15 protein-coding genes are annotated in these 16,866 nt (G+C 72.4%); 13 read left to right on the top strand and 2 right to left on the bottom strand.

Going from position 1 to position 16,866, the window contains the following annotated elements:
- The first annotated feature begins 13 nt into the window (after positions 1–13).
- The 3 genes from ACPZVR_RS09830 (at position 14) to ACPZVR_RS09820 (ending at position 3,294) form a co-directional block, all read left to right on the top strand.
- On the top strand, positions 14–1,039 hold the full coding sequence (locus tag ACPZVR_RS09830) for an SIS domain-containing protein (protein ID WP_436699398.1): 1,026 nt from the start codon (positions 14–16) through the stop codon (positions 1,037–1,039).
- 98 nt (positions 1,040–1,137) lie between these two features.
- Positions 1,138–2,217, top strand: coding sequence for an acyltransferase family protein (locus tag ACPZVR_RS09825; RefSeq protein WP_436699397.1), 1,080 nt, complete (start codon positions 1,138–1,140; stop codon positions 2,215–2,217).
- Between the two features lie 60 nt (positions 2,218–2,277).
- Positions 2,278–3,294, top strand: a complete 1,017-nt coding sequence (locus ACPZVR_RS09820; protein WP_436699396.1) for a DUF808 domain-containing protein — start codon at positions 2,278–2,280, stop codon at positions 3,292–3,294.
- Between the two features lie 28 nt (positions 3,295–3,322).
- Here ACPZVR_RS09820 and ACPZVR_RS09815 read toward each other — a convergent pair whose 3' ends face one another.
- Positions 3,323–3,742, bottom strand: a complete 420-nt coding sequence (locus ACPZVR_RS09815; protein ID WP_436699395.1) for a hypothetical protein — start codon at positions 3,740–3,742, stop codon at positions 3,323–3,325.
- 192 nt (positions 3,743–3,934) lie between these two features.
- Here ACPZVR_RS09815 and ahcY point away from each other — a divergent pair, with 192 nt between their 5' ends.
- From ahcY to ACPZVR_RS09765, 10 genes are all read left to right on the top strand, one after another.
- Positions 3,935–5,377, top strand: coding sequence for an adenosylhomocysteinase (ahcY, locus tag ACPZVR_RS09810; protein ID WP_436699394.1), 1,443 nt, complete (start codon positions 3,935–3,937; stop codon positions 5,375–5,377).
- A gap of 437 nt (positions 5,378–5,814) precedes the next feature.
- The gene (locus ACPZVR_RS09805) at positions 5,815–6,021 is read left to right on the top strand and encodes a type II toxin-antitoxin system VapB family antitoxin (RefSeq protein WP_436699393.1); all 207 of its coding nucleotides are present in this window, start codon (positions 5,815–5,817) and stop codon (positions 6,019–6,021) included.
- Positions 6,018–6,458: a PIN domain-containing protein gene (locus tag ACPZVR_RS09800; RefSeq protein WP_436699392.1), complete on the top strand. Its 441-nt coding sequence runs from the start codon at positions 6,018–6,020 to the stop codon at positions 6,456–6,458. The genes ACPZVR_RS09805 and ACPZVR_RS09800 overlap by 4 nt, the downstream gene beginning before the upstream one ends.
- A 31-nt stretch (positions 6,459–6,489) precedes the next feature.
- Complete coding sequence (gene mtrA / locus ACPZVR_RS09795) at positions 6,490–7,197, top strand: MtrAB system response regulator MtrA (protein WP_436699391.1); 708 nt, start codon at positions 6,490–6,492, stop codon at positions 7,195–7,197.
- A 28-nt stretch (positions 7,198–7,225) separates the two neighbouring features.
- The gene (gene mtrB / locus ACPZVR_RS09790) at positions 7,226–8,920 is read left to right on the top strand and encodes an MtrAB system histidine kinase MtrB (protein ID WP_436699390.1); all 1,695 of its coding nucleotides are present in this window, start codon (positions 7,226–7,228) and stop codon (positions 8,918–8,920) included.
- Entirely contained in the window at positions 8,917–10,746 is a 1,830-nt protein-coding gene (locus tag ACPZVR_RS09785) for an LpqB family beta-propeller domain-containing protein (RefSeq protein ID WP_436699389.1), read from the top strand. The genes mtrB and ACPZVR_RS09785 overlap by 4 nt, the downstream gene beginning before the upstream one ends.
- 80 nt (positions 10,747–10,826) lie before the next feature.
- Positions 10,827–11,570, top strand: coding sequence for a ComF family protein (locus tag ACPZVR_RS09780; protein WP_436699388.1), 744 nt, complete (start codon positions 10,827–10,829; stop codon positions 11,568–11,570).
- A 682-nt stretch (positions 11,571–12,252) separates the two neighbouring features.
- Positions 12,253–12,879, top strand: a complete 627-nt coding sequence (gene hpf, locus ACPZVR_RS09775; RefSeq protein WP_436699387.1) for a ribosome hibernation-promoting factor, HPF/YfiA family — start codon at positions 12,253–12,255, stop codon at positions 12,877–12,879.
- 95 nt (positions 12,880–12,974) lie between these two features.
- Positions 12,975–13,634: a response regulator gene (locus ACPZVR_RS09770; protein ID WP_436699386.1), complete on the top strand. Its 660-nt coding sequence runs from the start codon at positions 12,975–12,977 to the stop codon at positions 13,632–13,634.
- Positions 13,635–13,722: 88 nt separating this feature from the next.
- Positions 13,723–14,943 carry a winged helix-turn-helix domain-containing protein gene (locus tag ACPZVR_RS09765; RefSeq protein ID WP_436699385.1) on the top strand — a complete coding sequence of 407 codons (1,221 nt, stop codon included), beginning with the start codon at positions 13,723–13,725 and terminating at the stop codon, positions 14,941–14,943.
- A 46-nt stretch (positions 14,944–14,989) separates the two neighbouring features.
- Here ACPZVR_RS09765 and ACPZVR_RS09760 read toward each other — a convergent pair whose 3' ends face one another.
- On the bottom strand, positions 14,990–16,861 hold the full coding sequence (locus ACPZVR_RS09760; protein ID WP_436699384.1) for an AMP-dependent synthetase/ligase: 1,872 nt from the start codon (positions 16,859–16,861) through the stop codon (positions 14,990–14,992).
- Between the last annotated feature and the right edge of the window lie 5 nt (positions 16,862–16,866).

Genomic DNA, 16,866 nt, shown 5'->3' with positions numbered 1-16,866 from the left:
GGCAGGCGACCCGATGGTCTGGTTCGACGAGTCCCGGCTGGACGACGCGGCGGCCCTGGCCGCCGCCGACCTGCGGCTGCGGACGCTGGCCGAGTCCGGCTCGCGGGTACGCCGCGAGGTCGGCGGAGCGGCCGGCGCGATCGCCGAGGCCGTCTCCCGCTCGATCGAGTCACGTCCCCGCGCCGTGATCGCGGCCGGGCCGGACTCCCGGCTGCTGCGGGCCGTGCTCGAGCCGTTCTGCCCGGTGCCGTTCGTCGCGTGGCCGTCTCCGGCGCTGCCGGGGTGGGCGGGCAGCCTCGACCTGGTCGTCGTGCTCGCCCCCGAGGGAGGCGACCCCGGCACGGCCCTCGCCGTCGCCGAGGCGGCCCGCCGCGGCTGCCAGCTCGTGGTCGCCGCGCCCCCCGACTCGATCGTGGCCGAGCACGCCACGGGGCGGTGGACGACCTTGCTGCCCACCAGCACCGGCGACCAGCTCGCCACCGCGGTCGCCATGCTCTCCTTCCTCGACCAGGTGCACCTCGGCCCGACCGCCGAGCCCGACGCGGTCGCCGAGGCGCTGGACTCCGTGGCGATCGCCTGCTCGCCGCACCGCGACATCTCGATCAACCCCGCGAAGATGCTCGCCATCGCGCTCGCCGACGCCGCCCCGCTGGTCTGGGGCGGCTCGGTGCTCGCCGCGCGGGCCGCGCGGCGGATCGCGGAGTCGATCCGGCGTACCTCCGGGCGCACCGCGCTCGCGGGCGACGCGGAGCACCTCCTGCCGGTCATCGAGGCCGCGCGCCCGCGCAACGTGTTCGCCGACCCGGTCGCCGACGGCACCGGCGATCGTCGTCCGGTGCTCGTCATGCTCGACGACGGCGTCGACGATCCGGTGGTGCGCGATCAGCGCCAGCGCCTCGAGGACGCCGCACGCACCCAGGACGTCCGGATCGAGCACGTCTCCTCCCAGGCGACCGGTGAGGTCGCCCGCTACGCCTCGCTGCTGCTCAGCGGCACCTATGCCGCGGAGTACCTCCGCCTGGGGCTGGTCGCGGACTGACCCCCGCTCGGGTCCCGGGCCGTCCGCGCACTCGCGTTCTCAGCGTCGGGTTGTCTGACACTTGGTGTCCCCACAGGCGGTTCGGGTACCAAGGAGTGATGGCCTCACCTACTCGGGATCCGTGGCTCGACAACGCGAAGATGGGCCTGGTCACGCTCGTCGTGGTCGGGCACCTGCTGGCGCTGCTGCCCGCCGACGGGCCGGGCGGACGGATCTACGACTTCGTCTACCTGTGGCACATGCCGGGGTTCGTGTTCCTCTCCGGCTACCTCTCGCGCGGCTTCGGCTACAGCCCGGGGCGCCTGTGGCAACTGGTCACGACGCTGCTCGTGCCCTATCTGCTGTTCGAGGGCGCTCTCGCCTGGTTCCGGATCAACGTCGGCGACGAGCAGCTCAGGGACCTGTGGACCGACCCCCACTTCCCGCTGTGGTACCTGCTCGCGATGGTCGCGTGGCGCCTGGTCACCCCTGTCTTCCGCCCGCTGACGGGTGGAGTGCTCGTCGCCGTCGGGATCTGCCTCGCCGGCGGGTTCCTGGTGGGGGACTGGACGCGCTGGCTCGACGCGCCACGCGTCCTGGGCTTCCTGCCGTTCTTCGTGCTCGGGCTCAAGACCACCCCCGAGGCACTGGAATGGCTGCGGGGACGGTTCCCCGCGCTGCTCGGCCTCACGACCTTCGCGGTGCTCTGGCTGGTGGCTGGGTCGTTCGAGCAGTGGGCGAGCCGGCCCTACCTCTACTACCGGCCCTTCGAGCTCGTCGACGACCCCACGTCCACGGCGCTGGTGACGCGGCTGCTCATGCTGCTCGCCGGGGCCGCCGGCGCGCTCGCCTGGCTGACCCTGGTGCCACGGGTCGGCGGGTGGTTCAGCCGGATGGGCGCCGCGACGCTCGTCGTCTATCTCTTCCACGGGTTCGCGGTGAAGGAGCTCGAGTACCTCGGCTTCGTCGACTGGGCGCAGGACCGGCCCTGGGCCGGGCTGCTGGCCGCCGTCGGGATCGGCGTGGGGGTCGCGCTGCTGCTGGCCGCACCGCCCGTACGCCGGGTGCTCGAGCGGGTCGTCGACCCGTTCGACGTGGCGCACCGCAGGATGCGGGAGGCGGTCCAGCTCACGGGCGTCGTCCACGAGCAGGAGACCGCGGAGCGCGCGGCGAACCGGCTCGTGTCCTCGGGCCGGTAGCATTTCGGGCATGCGCTGCAGCCCCTCCGGACCGATCCGTCCCGCCCTCCGGGGGCCGCGGTGAGCGCGGGCCTGTTCGGCCTGCTCGACGACGTCGCCGCCATCGCCAAGCTGGCCGCGGCGTCGATCGACGACGTCGGGGCGGCCGCGGGCCGGGCCACCACCAAGGCGGCCGGCGTTGTCGTCGACGACACCGCCGTCACCCCGCAGTACGTCCACGGCGTCGCCGCCGAGCGCGAGCTGCCGATCGTCAAGCAGATCGCGATCGGCTCGATCCGCAACAAGCTGCTCATCATCCTGCCGGCCGCACTCCTGCTCAGTGAGTTCCTGCCCGACGTGCTCCCGATCATCTTGATGATCGGCGGCACCTTCCTCGCCTACGAGGGCGCGCACAAGGTCTGGCACCTGATCTCCCACCACGACGAGCACGACGTGCCCGTCACCGAGATCGGTCCCGAGGCCGAGAAGCAGATGATCGCCGGCGCGATCCGGACCGACCTCATCCTCTCGGCCGAGATCATGGTGATCGCCCTCGACGAGGTGGCCGACGAGGGCTTCTGGTCCCGCCTCGCCATCCTCGTCGTCGTCGCGATCGCGATCACGATCGCGGTCTACGGCGTCGTGGCCCTCATCGTGAAGATGGACGACACCGGCCTGCTCCTCTCCCAGCGGTCCTCCGCCTTCGCGCAGCGGATCGGCCGCGGCCTCGTCGCGGCCATGCCGAAGCTGCTCTCGGCGATCTCCATCGTCGGCACCGTCGCGATGCTCTGGGTCGGCGGCCACATCCTCCTGGTCAACGTGCACGAGGTCGGCTGGTGGGACGCCCCCTACACCTGGGTGCACGACATCGAGCACGACATCGAGCACGCCGTCCACGGGTTCCTGGGTGGCGTCCTGGCCTGGTTGGCCAACACCGGCATCTCCGCCGTGATCGGTCTCGTGGTCGGCGCCGTGGTCGTCGTGATCGTCTCCCTGCTGCCGTTCAAGGGCGACAAGGACCCGGTCGAGCGCTACGAGGAGGACACGACGACGGACGGCACCATGCCGACGGAGGGCACCACGGCACCGGACGCCTGACGGCGGTTGACGGCGGCGTGCTGCCCGCTCAGCCGCCGACGCAGTCGTTCGAACCCGAGTGGCAGGGCACGTAGTGCGGGTTCGGGGGCGGTGGGTCCTCGCGCAGCAGCTGCGCCCAGTCGATCGCCGGCACCGCGAAGACCGTCGCCGACGCCGCCCCGGCGAGCGCGACGAGGGCGTGCCATCGCAACGCCCGCCGCGCCCGGCGCCGGGCGGCCAGGAGCAGGGTGATGCCGGCGGTCCCGGCCAGCACCGCCACGAGCACCCGGTACAGCCGGACCGAGTCCGCGTCCGGCCCGCCGCAGGGGCCGCCGATGCAGAAGTAGGCACCGAACTGCAGGAGCGGGAGGAACAGGGTGACGCCGACGGTCGTGGCCGAGGCGAGCGCCTCCACCAGCGTCGGGAGGAGGGCCGGGTGGTCGCGGTCGGTCAGCGGAGTGTCAGTCATGCCTGCAGGGTCGCGGCGGCGCGGTGCGAGGGCATGAGTACCCGGCCCCAGATCGCCGGCTCGCCCGATGATTCCCCGGGCGTCGGGCGCCGCTTGTAGGGTGTCCTACGTCATGCGCGGGAGATCCCGACGATGCGCAGATGCGCCGCAGGACCCAGCTGTCACACGACACTCGAACCTCGAGGATCACTCATGGACTACAAGGTTGCTGACCTGAGCCTGGCCGAGTTCGGCCGCAAGGAGATCGAGCTCGCCGAGCACGAGATGCCCGGCCTGATGGCGATGCGCGCCCGCTACGGCGCCGACCAGCCGCTCAAGGGCGCCCGGATCGCCGGCTCCCTGCACATGACCATCCAGACCGCCGTGCTGATCGAGACGCTCACCGCTCTCGGCGCCGACGTCCGCTGGGCCACCTGCAACATCTTCTCGACGCAGGACCACGCCGCCGCGGCTGTCGTCGTCGGCAAGGACGGCACGGTCGACGCCCCCGCCGGCACGCCCGTCTTCGCCTGGAAGGGCGAGACCCTCGCGGAGTACTGGGACGAGGCCGAGAAGGTCTTCGACTTCACCGACGCCGACGGCAACCGGATCGGCCCCAACATGCTGCTCGACGACGGTGGCGACATCACGCTGCTCGTCCACAAGGGCGTCGAGTTCGAGAAGGCCGGTGCGGTCCCCGGGCAGGACTCCACCGACAACGAGGAGTTCAAGGAGGTCCTCCGGGTCCTCGCGCGCTCGCTCGACAACGACCCGACGCGCTGGACCACCATCGCAGGAGGCATCAAGGGCGTCACCGAGGAGACCACCACCGGTGTCCTGCGTCTCTACGACCGCTTCAAGGAGGGCTCGCTCCTCTTCCCGGCGATCAACGTCAACGACTCGGTCACCAAGTCGAAGTTCGACAACAAGTACGGCTGCCGCCACTCGCTCATCGACGGCATCAACCGTGGCACCGACGTCATGATCGCCGGCAAGACAGCGGTCGTCTGCGGCTACGGCGACGTGGGCAAGGGCTCCGCGGAGTCGCTGCGCGGCCAGGGCGCGCGCGTCATCATCACCGAGATCGACCCGATCTGCGCCCTGCAGGCGGCGATGGACGGCTACGAGGTCAAGCGCCTCGAGTCCGTCGTGGAGTTCGCCGACATCTTCATCACCACGACCGGCAACTTCGACATCATCCGGGTCGAGCACTTCGAGAAGATGAAGAACCAGGCCATCGTCGGCAACATCGGCCACTTCGACAACGAGATCGACATGGCCGGCCTCGCGAAGATCCCGGGCATCGTCAAGGACGAGATCAAGCCCCAGGTCCACCAGTGGATCTTCCCGGACGGCAAGAAGGTCATCGTCCTCTCCGAGGGCCGCCTGCTCAACCTCGGCAACGCGACCGGCCACCCGTCGTTCGTCATGTCGAACTCGTTCACCAACCAGGTCCTGGCGCAGATCGAGATCTTCACCAAGACCGACGAGTACCCCATCGGCGTCTACGTCCTGCCCAAGCACCTCGACGAGGAGGTCGCCCGCCTCCACCTCGACGCCATCGGCGTGGAGCTGACCGAGCTCAACCAGGCGCAGGCCGACTACCTCGGCGTCCCGATCGAGGGCCCGTACAAGTCGGAGCACTACCGGTACTGAGTTGGTTGGCGCGAGCGCGTCGCCGCCGGTCGGGGCTTCCGCTCCGGCCGGCGGTATCGCTCGCTCCGGTCGCTCGTTCCTCGCTCCCTTCGACTCGCTCACCTGCCGGCCTGCGCGGTTCGCCCCTGGCGGCGCCGCGCTGCCGCGCCGCGGTCGTGTGGGGTAGGTCCAGGCTTGGCCTGGCGGCAAGACAGCGGGCGCCGCGCTGCCGCGCCGCAGTTGGCTGGCGTAGGTCCTGCCTCGGTCTGGCGGCAAGACGCCGGCAGCCGGTGTCATGACGCACGGAGCTGGCGGCAGGGCGCACGGACCCTTCGGGCCCATGCTTGCCTCCGATGCGCATCTCGCGAGCCCCGCGCCCTTCAGGGTGCGGGGCTCGTTCGTTCCGGCCAGCGGAGATATACTTTCCACCGGAAAGGGATATCTCCTGGGGGTGGGCGATGGCGAAGACGTTGATCGAGGTGGACGAGCACCTGATGGCCGAGGCGATGGCCGCGACCGGCCACACGACCAAGCGAGCCACCGTGACCGAGGCGTTGGAGCAGGTCGTCCGCAAAGCCCGCGCGCTGGACTACCTCGAGGAGTTGCGGGAGGGAGTCGCCAGCGCCCTCGATGACCCGGAGGTCGTCGCTCGAGCGCAGCGATGAGGCAGCTGTACCTGCTCGACAATTCCGTCACGCAACGCCTGCACCGCGCTCCGGCGGTCGCCGATGCGGTAGTGGGACTACTCGCGACCGGTGAGCTCGCCAGCTGTCTTCCCCAGGTGCTGGAGGAGGGCTTCTCTGCCCGCAGTGCCGCCGACCACCGCCGCATCCTCGACGGCAACCGTCGGGGCAAGGTCTTCCTGGCGCCCGACGAGGAGGTCGCCCGCATCGCCATGGCTCTCCAGGAGCTGCTCTTTCGTGCGGCCATGGGGCGATCGGTGGGGGTCAGCGATCTCCAGATCGCGGCCACCGCCCTGCGCCACTCGCACGGCGATCAAGCAGTCACCGTCGTCCACTACGACGCCGACTTCGACCACCTGGCGCGTGTCCGCCCGGACCTGCGCTCGCAGTGGATCGTCCCTTCCGGCTCAGTGCCGTGAAACGCGCCGACCCATCAGTAGGATCGCAAGCGTGACTCCGCCCTCCAGCGCGCCGTACCCGACCAAGGGACGCGTCCTCGTCGTCGACGACGACGCCCCGCTGGCGGAGATGCTCGGCATCGTGCTCGGGCAGGAGGGCTTCGAGAGCCGGGTCTGTCCCCGCGGTGACCAGGCGCTGGCGGCGTTCCGCGACTACCGGCCCGACCTGGTCCTGCTCGACCTGATGCTGCCGGGCAAGGACGGCATCGACGTGTGCAAGGAGATCCGGGCCGAGTCCGGGGTCCCGATCGTCATGCTGACCGCGAAGGGCGACACCGTCGACGTCGTCGTCGGGCTCGAGTCGGGCGCGGACGACTACGTCGTCAAGCCGTTCAAGCCCAAGGAGCTGGTCGCCAGGATCCGGGCCCGGGTACGCCGTACCGAGGCCGTGCCGCAGGAGACGCTGACCATCCGCGACGTCGAGATCGACGTCGCCGGGCACGCGGTCACCCGCGACGGGCGGGAGATCTCCCTGACGCCGCTGGAGTTCGACCTGCTGCTCTGCCTGGCGCGCAAGCCGGGCCAGGTCTTCACCCGCCAGGTGCTGCTGGAGGAGGTCTGGGGCTACCAGCACGCCGCGGACACCCGCCTGGTCAACGTGCACGTGCAGCGCCTGCGGTCCAAGGTCGAGCACGATCCGGAGCATCCGGAGATCGTGCTGACGGTGCGCGGTGTCGGCTACAAGGCCGGCTCCGGATAGGCCCGCGGCGGCCGGGTTCGGCCGTCGCGTGCTGGCGGGGCTGCGCCGGTGCTGGGCGTGGCTGGCGCCGCGGCTGCGCCGCGCGCTGACGTTCTGGCGCCGCTCGATCCAGGCCCGGGTCGTGGTGAGCACCGTCCTGCTGTCCGCCGTGGTCGTCAGCGGCGTCGGCTGGATCCTGCTGCAGCAGACCCGGGAGGGCCTGCTGCAGCACCGCGTCGACGTCGTCCTCGGGGAGGTGGACGCAGAGGTCGCCGACGCCAAGGACCGGCTGGAGGCGGCGTCGGGACGCGAGGGCAACGCGGGTCGACAGCAGCGGGACCTGGTCGACCCGATCATCGAGCGCGGCGACAGCCGCGGGTACGCCGTCGTGCTGGCCGGCCCCGAGGAGGAGGGGCCGGCGCTGCGGACCGGCGGCGGCGAGTACACCAGCGGCCTGGACCTGACCAGCGTCCCGGCCGCGCTCGAGGAGCACTTCGATGGGCCGCTCCGGGAGACCGCCTGGACCTACACCGAGATCGTCCGGTCGACGGGCACCGGTGCCGACGCGCGGACGACGCGGGAGCCGGGGATCGTCGTCGGATCGCAGGTCCAGCTGCCGTCCGACGGCCAGACCTACACGCTGTACTTCCTGTTCCCCCTCGCCGAGGAGCAGGAGACGCTCAACCTGGTGACCCGGGCGCTGCTGACCGCCGCCGGGCTCCTGCTCGTGCTCGTCGCCGGGGTGACCTGGCTGGTCACCCGGCAGGTGGTCAGTCCGATCCGCATGGCGCGCGAGGTGGCCGAGCGACTCGCCGCCGGCCGGCTCCAGGAGCGGCTCCAGGTCGCCGGCGAGGACGACATCGCCCGCCTCGCGTACTCCTTCAACCAGATGGCGACCAGCCTGCAGCGCCAGATCCGCCAGCTGGAGGAGCTGAGCTGGGTCCAGCGGCGCTTCGTCTCGGACGTGTCGCACGAGCTGCGGACGCCGCTGACGACCGTGCGGATGGCCTCCGACGTGCTCCACGATGCCCGGGACGCCTTCGACCCCGCCACGGCCCGCTCCGCCGAGCTGATGCAGGCCGAGCTCGACCGGTTCGAGAACCTGCTCGTCGACCTGCTGGAGATCAGCCGCTTCGACGCGGGCGCGGCCGTCCTCGCCACCGAGAACGTCAATCTCGGCGACCTCGTCCGCCGGGTCGTGGACGCCGCACGACCGCTGGCCGACCAGCGGGGGCTCCGGGTGCTCGTCGAGGAGCCGGACGTCGCCGTCCGCGCGGACGTCGACGTCCGCCGCATCGAGCGGATCGTGCGCAACCTGGTCACCAACGCCATCGACCACGCGCTCGCCGACGACCCCACCGAGGCCGTGCTGGTGCGGCTCGCCTCGGACGACGAGTCCGCCGCGATCACCGTGCGCGACCACGGCATCGGGCTGGCGCCGGGGGAGGCGTCGATGGTGTTCAACCGCTTCTGGCGCTCCGACCCCGCACGCACCCGGACGAGCGGCGGGACCGGACTGGGCCTGGCCATCGCCCAGGAGGACGCGCACCTGCACGGCGGCTGGCTCCAGGCGTGGGGACGCACCGGGCAGGGCGCCCAGTTCCGCCTGACCGTCCCGCGGCACGCCGGCGGGACGCTGCGCCACAGCCCCCTGCCCCTGGTGCCCGAGGACATCACGTCCGGCGACGCCGCCGTCGTGGCCGGGCCGGCCGGTGTCGTCCCCGATCCCGAGGAGGGCCGATGACTCCCGCCGCACCCCGCCGGGCGCTCCTCGCCAGGGGCGCCGCGTCCGCCCGGTCCCGGCGCACGCCCCGCCCCGTGCTCGGAGGCGTTCTCGGACCCCTGCTGGCCGTCGTGCTGGCCCTGGTCCTGTGCGGCTGCACCTCGCTGCCGACCTCCGGGCCGGTGATCGAGGGTGGCGGGGCCGACCAGGGTGGCCCCCGGCGCGCGAGCGACATCGACGCCCGGCCCCCGCTGTCCGGGGCCTCCCGGACCGAGGTCGTCGCCGGGTTCCTCGACGCGATGACCGCCTGGCCCGTGCAGACCAGCGTCGCCAAGGAGTACCTCACCGAGGAGGCGGCGGCCGGCTGGGACCCCGAGCAGGAGACGATCGTCTACAGCGACTCGCTGCCCGTGCGGGAGAGCGCGGGCACGGTGTCGGTGCGCCTGACCGCTGCGGACCGGCTCGACGCCGTCGGCGCCTGGCGGGGCGCGATGGGCGCCGAGGAGCTCACCTTGGACTTCCGCGTGAGCATCGAGGACGGGCAGTACCGCATCGCCGACCCGCCGGACGCGCTCGTCGTACCCGCGGGGTGGTTCCGGCAGCGCCACCGCCAGGTCTCGCTGTACTACTTCGACCCCATCGCGCAGATCCTCGTCCCCGAGCCGGTCTTCGTGCCCGAGGGCGACCAGCTGGCGACCAGCCTGGTCTCGGCCCTGCTCGCCGGGCCGCCGCCGCGGGCGCAGGGGGTGGTGCGCTCGTTCCTGCCGTCCGGGCTGACCGTCGGGCTCTCGGTGCCGGTGAGCGACGCCGGGGTCGCCGACATCGCGCTGGTGGGGGAGCCGCAGGCGATCACGGCCCAGCAGGCCGAGCTGATGCTCGCGCAGCTGGCGTGGACGCTGCGTCAGGATCCGTCGGTCACCGCGCTGCGGGTCAGCATCGACGGCACCGACCTGCCCCTGCCCGGCGGCGTGTCGGAGTACTCCGTGGAGGCGGCGGCCGCCCTCGGCCCGGCCGGCCCGGGAGGCGGCCGCGCGCTCTTCGGCGTGAGCCAGGGGCGACTGGTCTTCGGCAGCGGCGACGGTGAGCTCGCGCCGGCCACCGGCGTCTTCGGGGCCGAGGGCGCCGGCGTGAGCTCGGTCGCGGTCACGCTCGACAACCAGCGGGCGGCGGCCGTCGACCTCGGCGGCCGCCGGGTCCGGTTGGCCCGGGTGCAGCAGTCGGCCTCCGAGCCCGCGGCGCAGACCCTGCTCTCCGGCGGCAACTACACGCGACCCACCTTCGACCACGCCGACCGGCTCTGGGTGCTCGAGCGGCGTCCCGGCGGCGCGGTCGTGTGGCTCTACGACGAGCACGACGACGCGGTCCGCACCGTGCGCGTGCCCGGGATCACCGGAACCCGCGCCCGGGGGCTGGTCGTGAGCCGGGACGGCACCCGCCTCGTCGGCATCGTCCGCACGCCCGACGGGAGCGACCGGGTGGTCGGGGCGCGCGTCCTCATCGGCGGTCGCGGTCAGGTCCAGCGGGCGGGACGGCCGTTCGTGGTGCGTGAGGCCGAGGGCAGCCACATCACGGATCTGGCCTGGAACGGCCCGATCCGGCTGGGCCTGCTGACGGCCACCGCGCCCGGCAGCCTCTACGAGGTCGACGTCGTCGCCGCCGACGGTGCCACGGTCGGCGTCGACGCGCTGTCGACCATCGTCACCGGCAAGGTCCGCGGCCTCGCGGCGTCTCCCGTCGAGGACGCCCCGATGCTCGCCGTGTACGCCGACCAGTACGTCGACGTCGTCCGCCAGGAGCCGCAGCCCGTCGACCTGGACGGCCTGACCCAGCTCGACTACGCCGGCTGAGCAGGCTGACGCCGAGGCGTTCTCCACAGCGGGGCGACGGCCGGTTGCTCCCGGCGGCACCCCCTGCTGGGGTGGCGTGGATGAGAACGCTGCCGCTCCTCGCCGACGGCTTCGTCGACCTGGTGCTCGGCTCGCGCTGCGTCGGCTGTGCGCGGCCCGGCCGGCCCCTGTGCGGAGCGTGCCGCGCCACGCTGCCCGTCACGGCGAGCCCCCGACGGCCCAGCCCGTGTCCGGACGGCCTGGTGCCGCCGTACGCCACCGGTGACTACGACGGGCTCCTGCGCGCGCTGGTCCTCGCCCACAAGGAGCGGCGGGTGCTGGCCCTCGGGGCGCCGCTCGGCCAGCTGCTGGCCGTCGCGGTCGCGAGCGCCGTCGGGGCCGTCGGGGCTGTCCCGGCCGGACCGGTCGTGCTGGTGCCGGTGCCGTCCCGGGCCGCGACGGTCCGGCAGCGCGGACACGATCCCACGCTGACCCTGACCCGCGCCGCCGCCCGGGCCACCGGCCGGGTGTCCGGCGGTGAGGTCCTGACCGCCAGCGTGCTCCGCCTCCGGCCGGGCGTCGTGGACCAGGCCGGTCTCGACGCGGCCGCCCGGGCCGCGAACCTGGCCGGCTCGATGACGGCCCCCGCGGCCGCCGTACGCCGGCTCGCGCGGCGCTGTCCACGGGCGCACGTCGTCGTGTGCGACGACGTCCTCACCACCGGCGCCACGCTCCGCGAGGCGCAGCGTGCCCTCGAGGCCGCCGGCGTCCCGGTGCTCGCCGCGGCCGTGGTCGCGGCCACCCGCAAGCGGAGTGCCGGACCCGCACCGGTGGCGCGGAGCTGAACTTCGGGTGAAGCCTTTCGTCGTCACCAGCGACGGACTAACGTCTGGTCATGGAGTCCGCCCGGGTCCGTGGTTGCGTCGCTCAGACCGGGCGCGAGCCCGGTCGGAGGCGGCAAGCCGATGCCAGTCGCAGGCGAAACGGTCCACGTAAGCCGGCCCTCGGGCCGGTGAGCACGGTGCGGCTTAGTCGTAAGCCCTGCCTCGGCCCGGACGTCAGATACGTCCGGTCCCGGGAGAAGGCCGGTAGTGGCAACAAGCTGCGGAAGCCTCAGCAGGCGGGTGTGGGGACGAAGACCAGGTCGGCCGGGCGGACTCCGCTGTCGGCGCGAGCGTGTCGCATGTCGTGCTCGCCGCACGGTCCTCGCTCCGCTTCGGACCGCGGGCTTCGCACGACGCGGCTTCGCCGCCGTGCGACACGCTGCCGCGCTCGCGGTCGCGTTGCGTACGGGGCAGGGTCGGCCTGGCGGCCCGCCTGCGCTGGTGGGGATGGCGCATACGCGTCGGGCTCGTTCCTCGCTCCCTGCGCCTCCTCGCCCGGCGTTCCCGCCGTGGCCTTCGTTCGTGGGGACGGCGCGGGCGCCGCTACGTCACCCCTTGCTGGTCCAGAGGTCGGCCAGCACTCGCACGTCCTGCCGGGGCGGCAGGAGAACCCATCACACCGAAATTCCCTTGGAGGTATCTGATGGACGTTGTGGTCACCGGACGGCACTGCGAGATCTCGGACCGGTTCCGGGAGCATGCCGCGGAGAAGCTCGCCAAGCTGGAGAAGCACGATCACCGGATCATCCGGGTGCATGTGGAGGTGGACTGCGAACCCAACCCGCGCCAGCACGACCAGGCCGTCCATGTCGAGCTGACCGCCTTCTCCAAGGGGCCGGTGATCCGCGCCGAGGCCGCCGCCGACGACAAGATGGGGGCCCTCGACCTCGCACTGGACAAGATGGCGGCGCAGATGCGCAAGGCGGCCGACCGGCGCCGGGTGCATCGTGGCCGCCGCACTCCGGTCTCGGTCGGCCGGGCGCTCTCCGACGTCCCGGCGACGGTCGTCGAGGAGGCCGACGAGGACGTCGCGATCGAGCGGCAGGTCGGCCCGATCACGGTCACCGGCGACGGCCCGCTGGTGGTGCGGGAGAAGACCCACCCGGCGGCGCCGATGACCCTGGACCAGGCGCTCTACGAGATGGAGCTGGTCGGGCATGACTTCTATCTGTTCGTCGACAAGGAGAGCGAGCGACCGGCCGTGGTCTACCGGCGCCGGGGCTACGACTACGGCGTCATCTCGCTCGACCTCGGGAGCAACGACGACTGAAGCGTGGTCTGGACCGGCATGCTCTCGGGAGGTCATGTCATGATGCCGCTGTGGCGAGTGGTGATTCGCCGGCGACCGCCGTACCGGGACAGCCCGTGAGCGAGCCGGTACGGGTGGTGGTGGTCGACGACCAGGAGCTGTTCCGGCGTGGGCTGACCATGCTGCTGGGCATCGAGGACGGCATCGAGGTCGTCGGCGAGGCGAGCAACGGGGCGGACGGCGTCGCGATCGTCGTCAGCAGCGTCCCCGACGTCGTGCTGCTGGACGTGCGGATGCCGAAGCAGTCCGGGATCGAGGCCTGCGTCGCGATCAAGGAAGCCGTCCCGACGACGAAGATCATCATGCTCACCATGTCCGACGACGAGACCGATCTCTACGAGGCGGTCAAGAGCGGCGCCTCGGGCTACCTCCTCAAGGACTCGTCCATCGAGGAGGTGGCCCAGGGCGTGCGCGTGGTCGCCGACGGCCAGTCGCTGATCAGCCCGTCGATGGCCGCCAAGCTGATCGACGAGTTCAAGACGATGTCCAAGCCCGACCGGCAGACCGGCCAGGCCCTCAAGCTCACCGAGCGTGAGCTGGAGGTGCTCCGGTTCGTCGCCCGCGGGCTCAGCAACCGCGACGTCGCCGCGCAGCTCGCGATCAGCGAGAACACGGTCAAGAACCACGTCCGCAACATCCTCGAGAAGCTGCAGCTGCACTCGCGGATGGAGGCGGTCATGTATGCCGTGCGCGCCAAGCTGGTCGAGCTGGAGTAGGGCGGAGCGCCGGAAACGCCCGTCAAGTGGCGACGCGAGGCGCAGTTGGGACGGGCGCGGTGTCGGCGACGGCTCCTAGGGTGGCCCCGTGCCCACGACGCAGTCGCTGTCCCTCGCGCAGGCCCGCCGGATCGCGCTGGCCGCGCAGGGCTTCCTCGACCCCGCCCACACCGCGCCGACCCTGCGGACCTTCGACCGCACCCTGGCCCGCACCGGCGTGCTCCAGGTCGACAGCGTCAACGTGCTGCAGCGGGCCCACTTCATGCCGCTGTACTCCCGGATGGGGCCCTACGACGTCGACCTGCTCCGTCGCGCCGCCAGCGGCCGCGACCGGCGGGTGGTGGAGTACTGGGCGCACGTCCAGGCGTTCATGCCCGTGGAGCTGTGGCCGGCGATGCGGCACCGGATGGACTTCTACCGCGGCCGGCGCGGCAAGTGGTTCGCGGTCGACGAGGGCGACGCCCTCGAGAAGGCGCTGATCGCCGAGATCGGCGAGCGCGGCGCCAGCACGTCGCGGGAGCTCGACGACGGCCTGCCCCGCTCCAAGGACCACTGGGGCTGGAACTGGTCGCGCACCCGGCGGATGCTCGACCACCTCTATATGACCGGCGAGCTGGCCATCGCCGGCCGCACCAGCCAGTTCGAGATCCGCTACGACCTGCCCGAGCGGGTCCTCCCGTCCGCCGTGCTCGACGCGCCGGCGCTGCCGGCACAGCGGGCCCACGTCGAGCTGGTCCGCCGGGCGGCCCGCTCCCACGGCGTCGCGTCGGCGAACTGCCTGGCCGACTACTACCGGATCCGGGTGGGCGAGGCCCGGGGCGCGATCGAGGAGCTGGTGGCGGCCGGCGAGCTCGAACCGGTCGCGGTGCAGGGCTGGCGACGCCCGGCGTACCTCCACCGCGACGCGCGGATCCCGCGCCGGGTCGGGGCCCGAGCCCTGCTGAGCCCCTTCGACCCGGTGGTGTGGGAGCGCGACCGGGGCGAGGCCCTGTTCGACTTCTTCTACCGCATCGAGATCTACACGCCGGCCGCGCAGCGCGTGCACGGCTACTACGTGCTGCCGTTCCTGCTGGGCGACCGGATCGTCGGACGGGTCGACCTCAAGGCCGACCGTCCGACGTCCCGCCTGCTGGTGCAGTCGGCCTGGACCGAGCCGCACGCGCCGGCGGAGACCGCGACCGAGCTGGCCGCCGAGCTGGAGCGGCTCGCCGGCTGGCTCGGCCTGGCCGAGATCGTCGTCGGCCCGAAGGGCGACCTCGCTCCCGCGCTCGCCGCCGAGGTGCGGCGCACCAACCGAGTTCGTCGTTGATCGACCCGATCCGCGACAAATCCGGTAGGTGCGTGGTTCCTCCCGGTCAGGCGTAGAGCCGCTCCAGCACATCGGCGTACTTGGCGTGCACCACGCGGCGCTTGAGCTTCAGGGTCGGGGTCAGCTCCTCGGACTCGGCCGTCCACTCGACCGGGAGCAGCTCCCACGCCTTGACCTGCTCGGGCCGGGAGAGTCGCTCGTTGGCGCTGTCGACGGCCTGCTGCGCGACGGTGAGCATGGCGGGGTGCTGGGCGAGCTCGGCGAGTGAGGTGCCGGTGGGGATGCCGAGCTGGGTGGCGACCAGGGAAGCGATCTCGGCGTCGAGGGTGAGCATCGCGACGACGTACGGCCGGCCCTCGCCGAAGACCAGGGCGTGGCCGACGATCGGACTCTCCTTGAGGTGGTTCTCGATGTTGGAGGGCGCGATGTTCTTGCCGGACGAGGTGATGATCATCTCCTTCTTCCGGTCGACGACCTTGAGGAAGCCGTCCTCGTCGAGCTCGCCGATGTCGCCGGTGTGGACCCAGCCGTCGGCGTCGATGAGCGCCGCCGTCGCCTCGGGCTGGCGGTAGTAGCCCTTCGAGACGACCGGGCCGCGGGCGAGGATCTCGCCGTCGTCGGCGAGCGCGATCTCGATGCCGGGAAGTGCCCGGCCGACGGTTCCGAGGCGGAACTGGTCGGGCCCGCACGACGTGACGGCCGCGCAGGTCTCGGTCATGCCGTACACGTCGTAGATCCGCATGCCGAGCCCGGCGAAGAACCGCGCGACCTCCAGCGGCATCGGCGCGGCCGCCGAGGCGGACCACTCGCAGCGGTCGAGGCCGAGCAGGGCGCGCAGGAAGGAGAGCAGCCCGGCGTCGGCGGCCCGGTAGCGGGCCTCGAGCTCGGGGGATACCGCACCGCCGTGCTGCAGCGCCTCGACGTACTCCAGGCCGACGGCGAGGGCGCGCTCGACCTGGGCCCTCTTCTCCGGGTCGGTCTCCGCGGCGAGCTTGGCCGAGATGCCGGTCTTGATCTTCTCCCACACCCGCGGGACGCCGAAGAAGCGCGTCGGGTGGACCTCGCCGAGGGCGCCGAGCAGGAGCGCCGGGTCGGCGATGAGGTGGATGTGGGCGCCGTTGACCTGGGGGATGTACATGCCGAGGGTGCGCTCGGCGATGTGAGCGAACGGCAGGTAGGAGATGAAGTCGTTGTGCTGGGTGGGCGCGGCGACCCGCAGCGAGCAGGCGCACTCGTAGAGCACGGCGTGGTGGGTGAGGACGACGCCCTTGGGGTTTCCCGTCGTGCCGGAGGTGTAGAGGATGGTCAGCGGGTCGTCCGGCGCGATCGCGTCGATGCGGGCGTCGAGCTCGGCGGTGTGCTCGGTGCGCCAGGCCGCGCCGGCGGTGAGGAAGGCGTCCCAGCCCACGAACCGGTCGTCGCCGGCGGGCGGCTCGGCGTCGATGAGGACGACGGTGCGCAGGGAGTCGGTGGCGCCGAGGCCGCGCTCCCACCGGGCGAGGTGGTCGGCGTTCTCGAGGACGGCGACGGTCGGCTCGGCGTGACCGGCGACGTAGGCGACCTGCTCGGGGGACAGCGTGTTGTAGACCGACATCGACACGGCGCCCGCGTGGACGGCGCCGAGGTCGGCGACGACGTGCTCGATGCGGTTGGACGCCATCAGCGCGACCCGGTCGCCGGGCCGGACCCCGGCGGCGATGAGGGCGCCCGCCAGGTCGAGCGACCGCTCCCGCAGCGCGGCCCAGCCGACGGTGCGCCAGCCGGGGGCGTAGCCGGCGGACAGGTCGATCCCGACCTTGTCGGAGTACGCCGGGCGCTCGCCCTCGGTCTCGACCGTGCGGGCCAGCGCGGCCGGCAGGGTGAGGCCGGCGATCTCCTGCTCGATCTCGGCGCGGATCGCCAAGGTGTCGGTGCTCATCGGGG

It is taken from the genome of Nocardioides segetis (assembly GCF_051390595.1).
Taxonomy (GTDB): Bacteria; Actinomycetota; Actinomycetes; order Propionibacteriales; family Nocardioidaceae; genus Nocardioides.
Note: the sequence above shows the minus strand (reverse complement) of the source record. Positions and strands in the feature narration are given on the sequence as shown.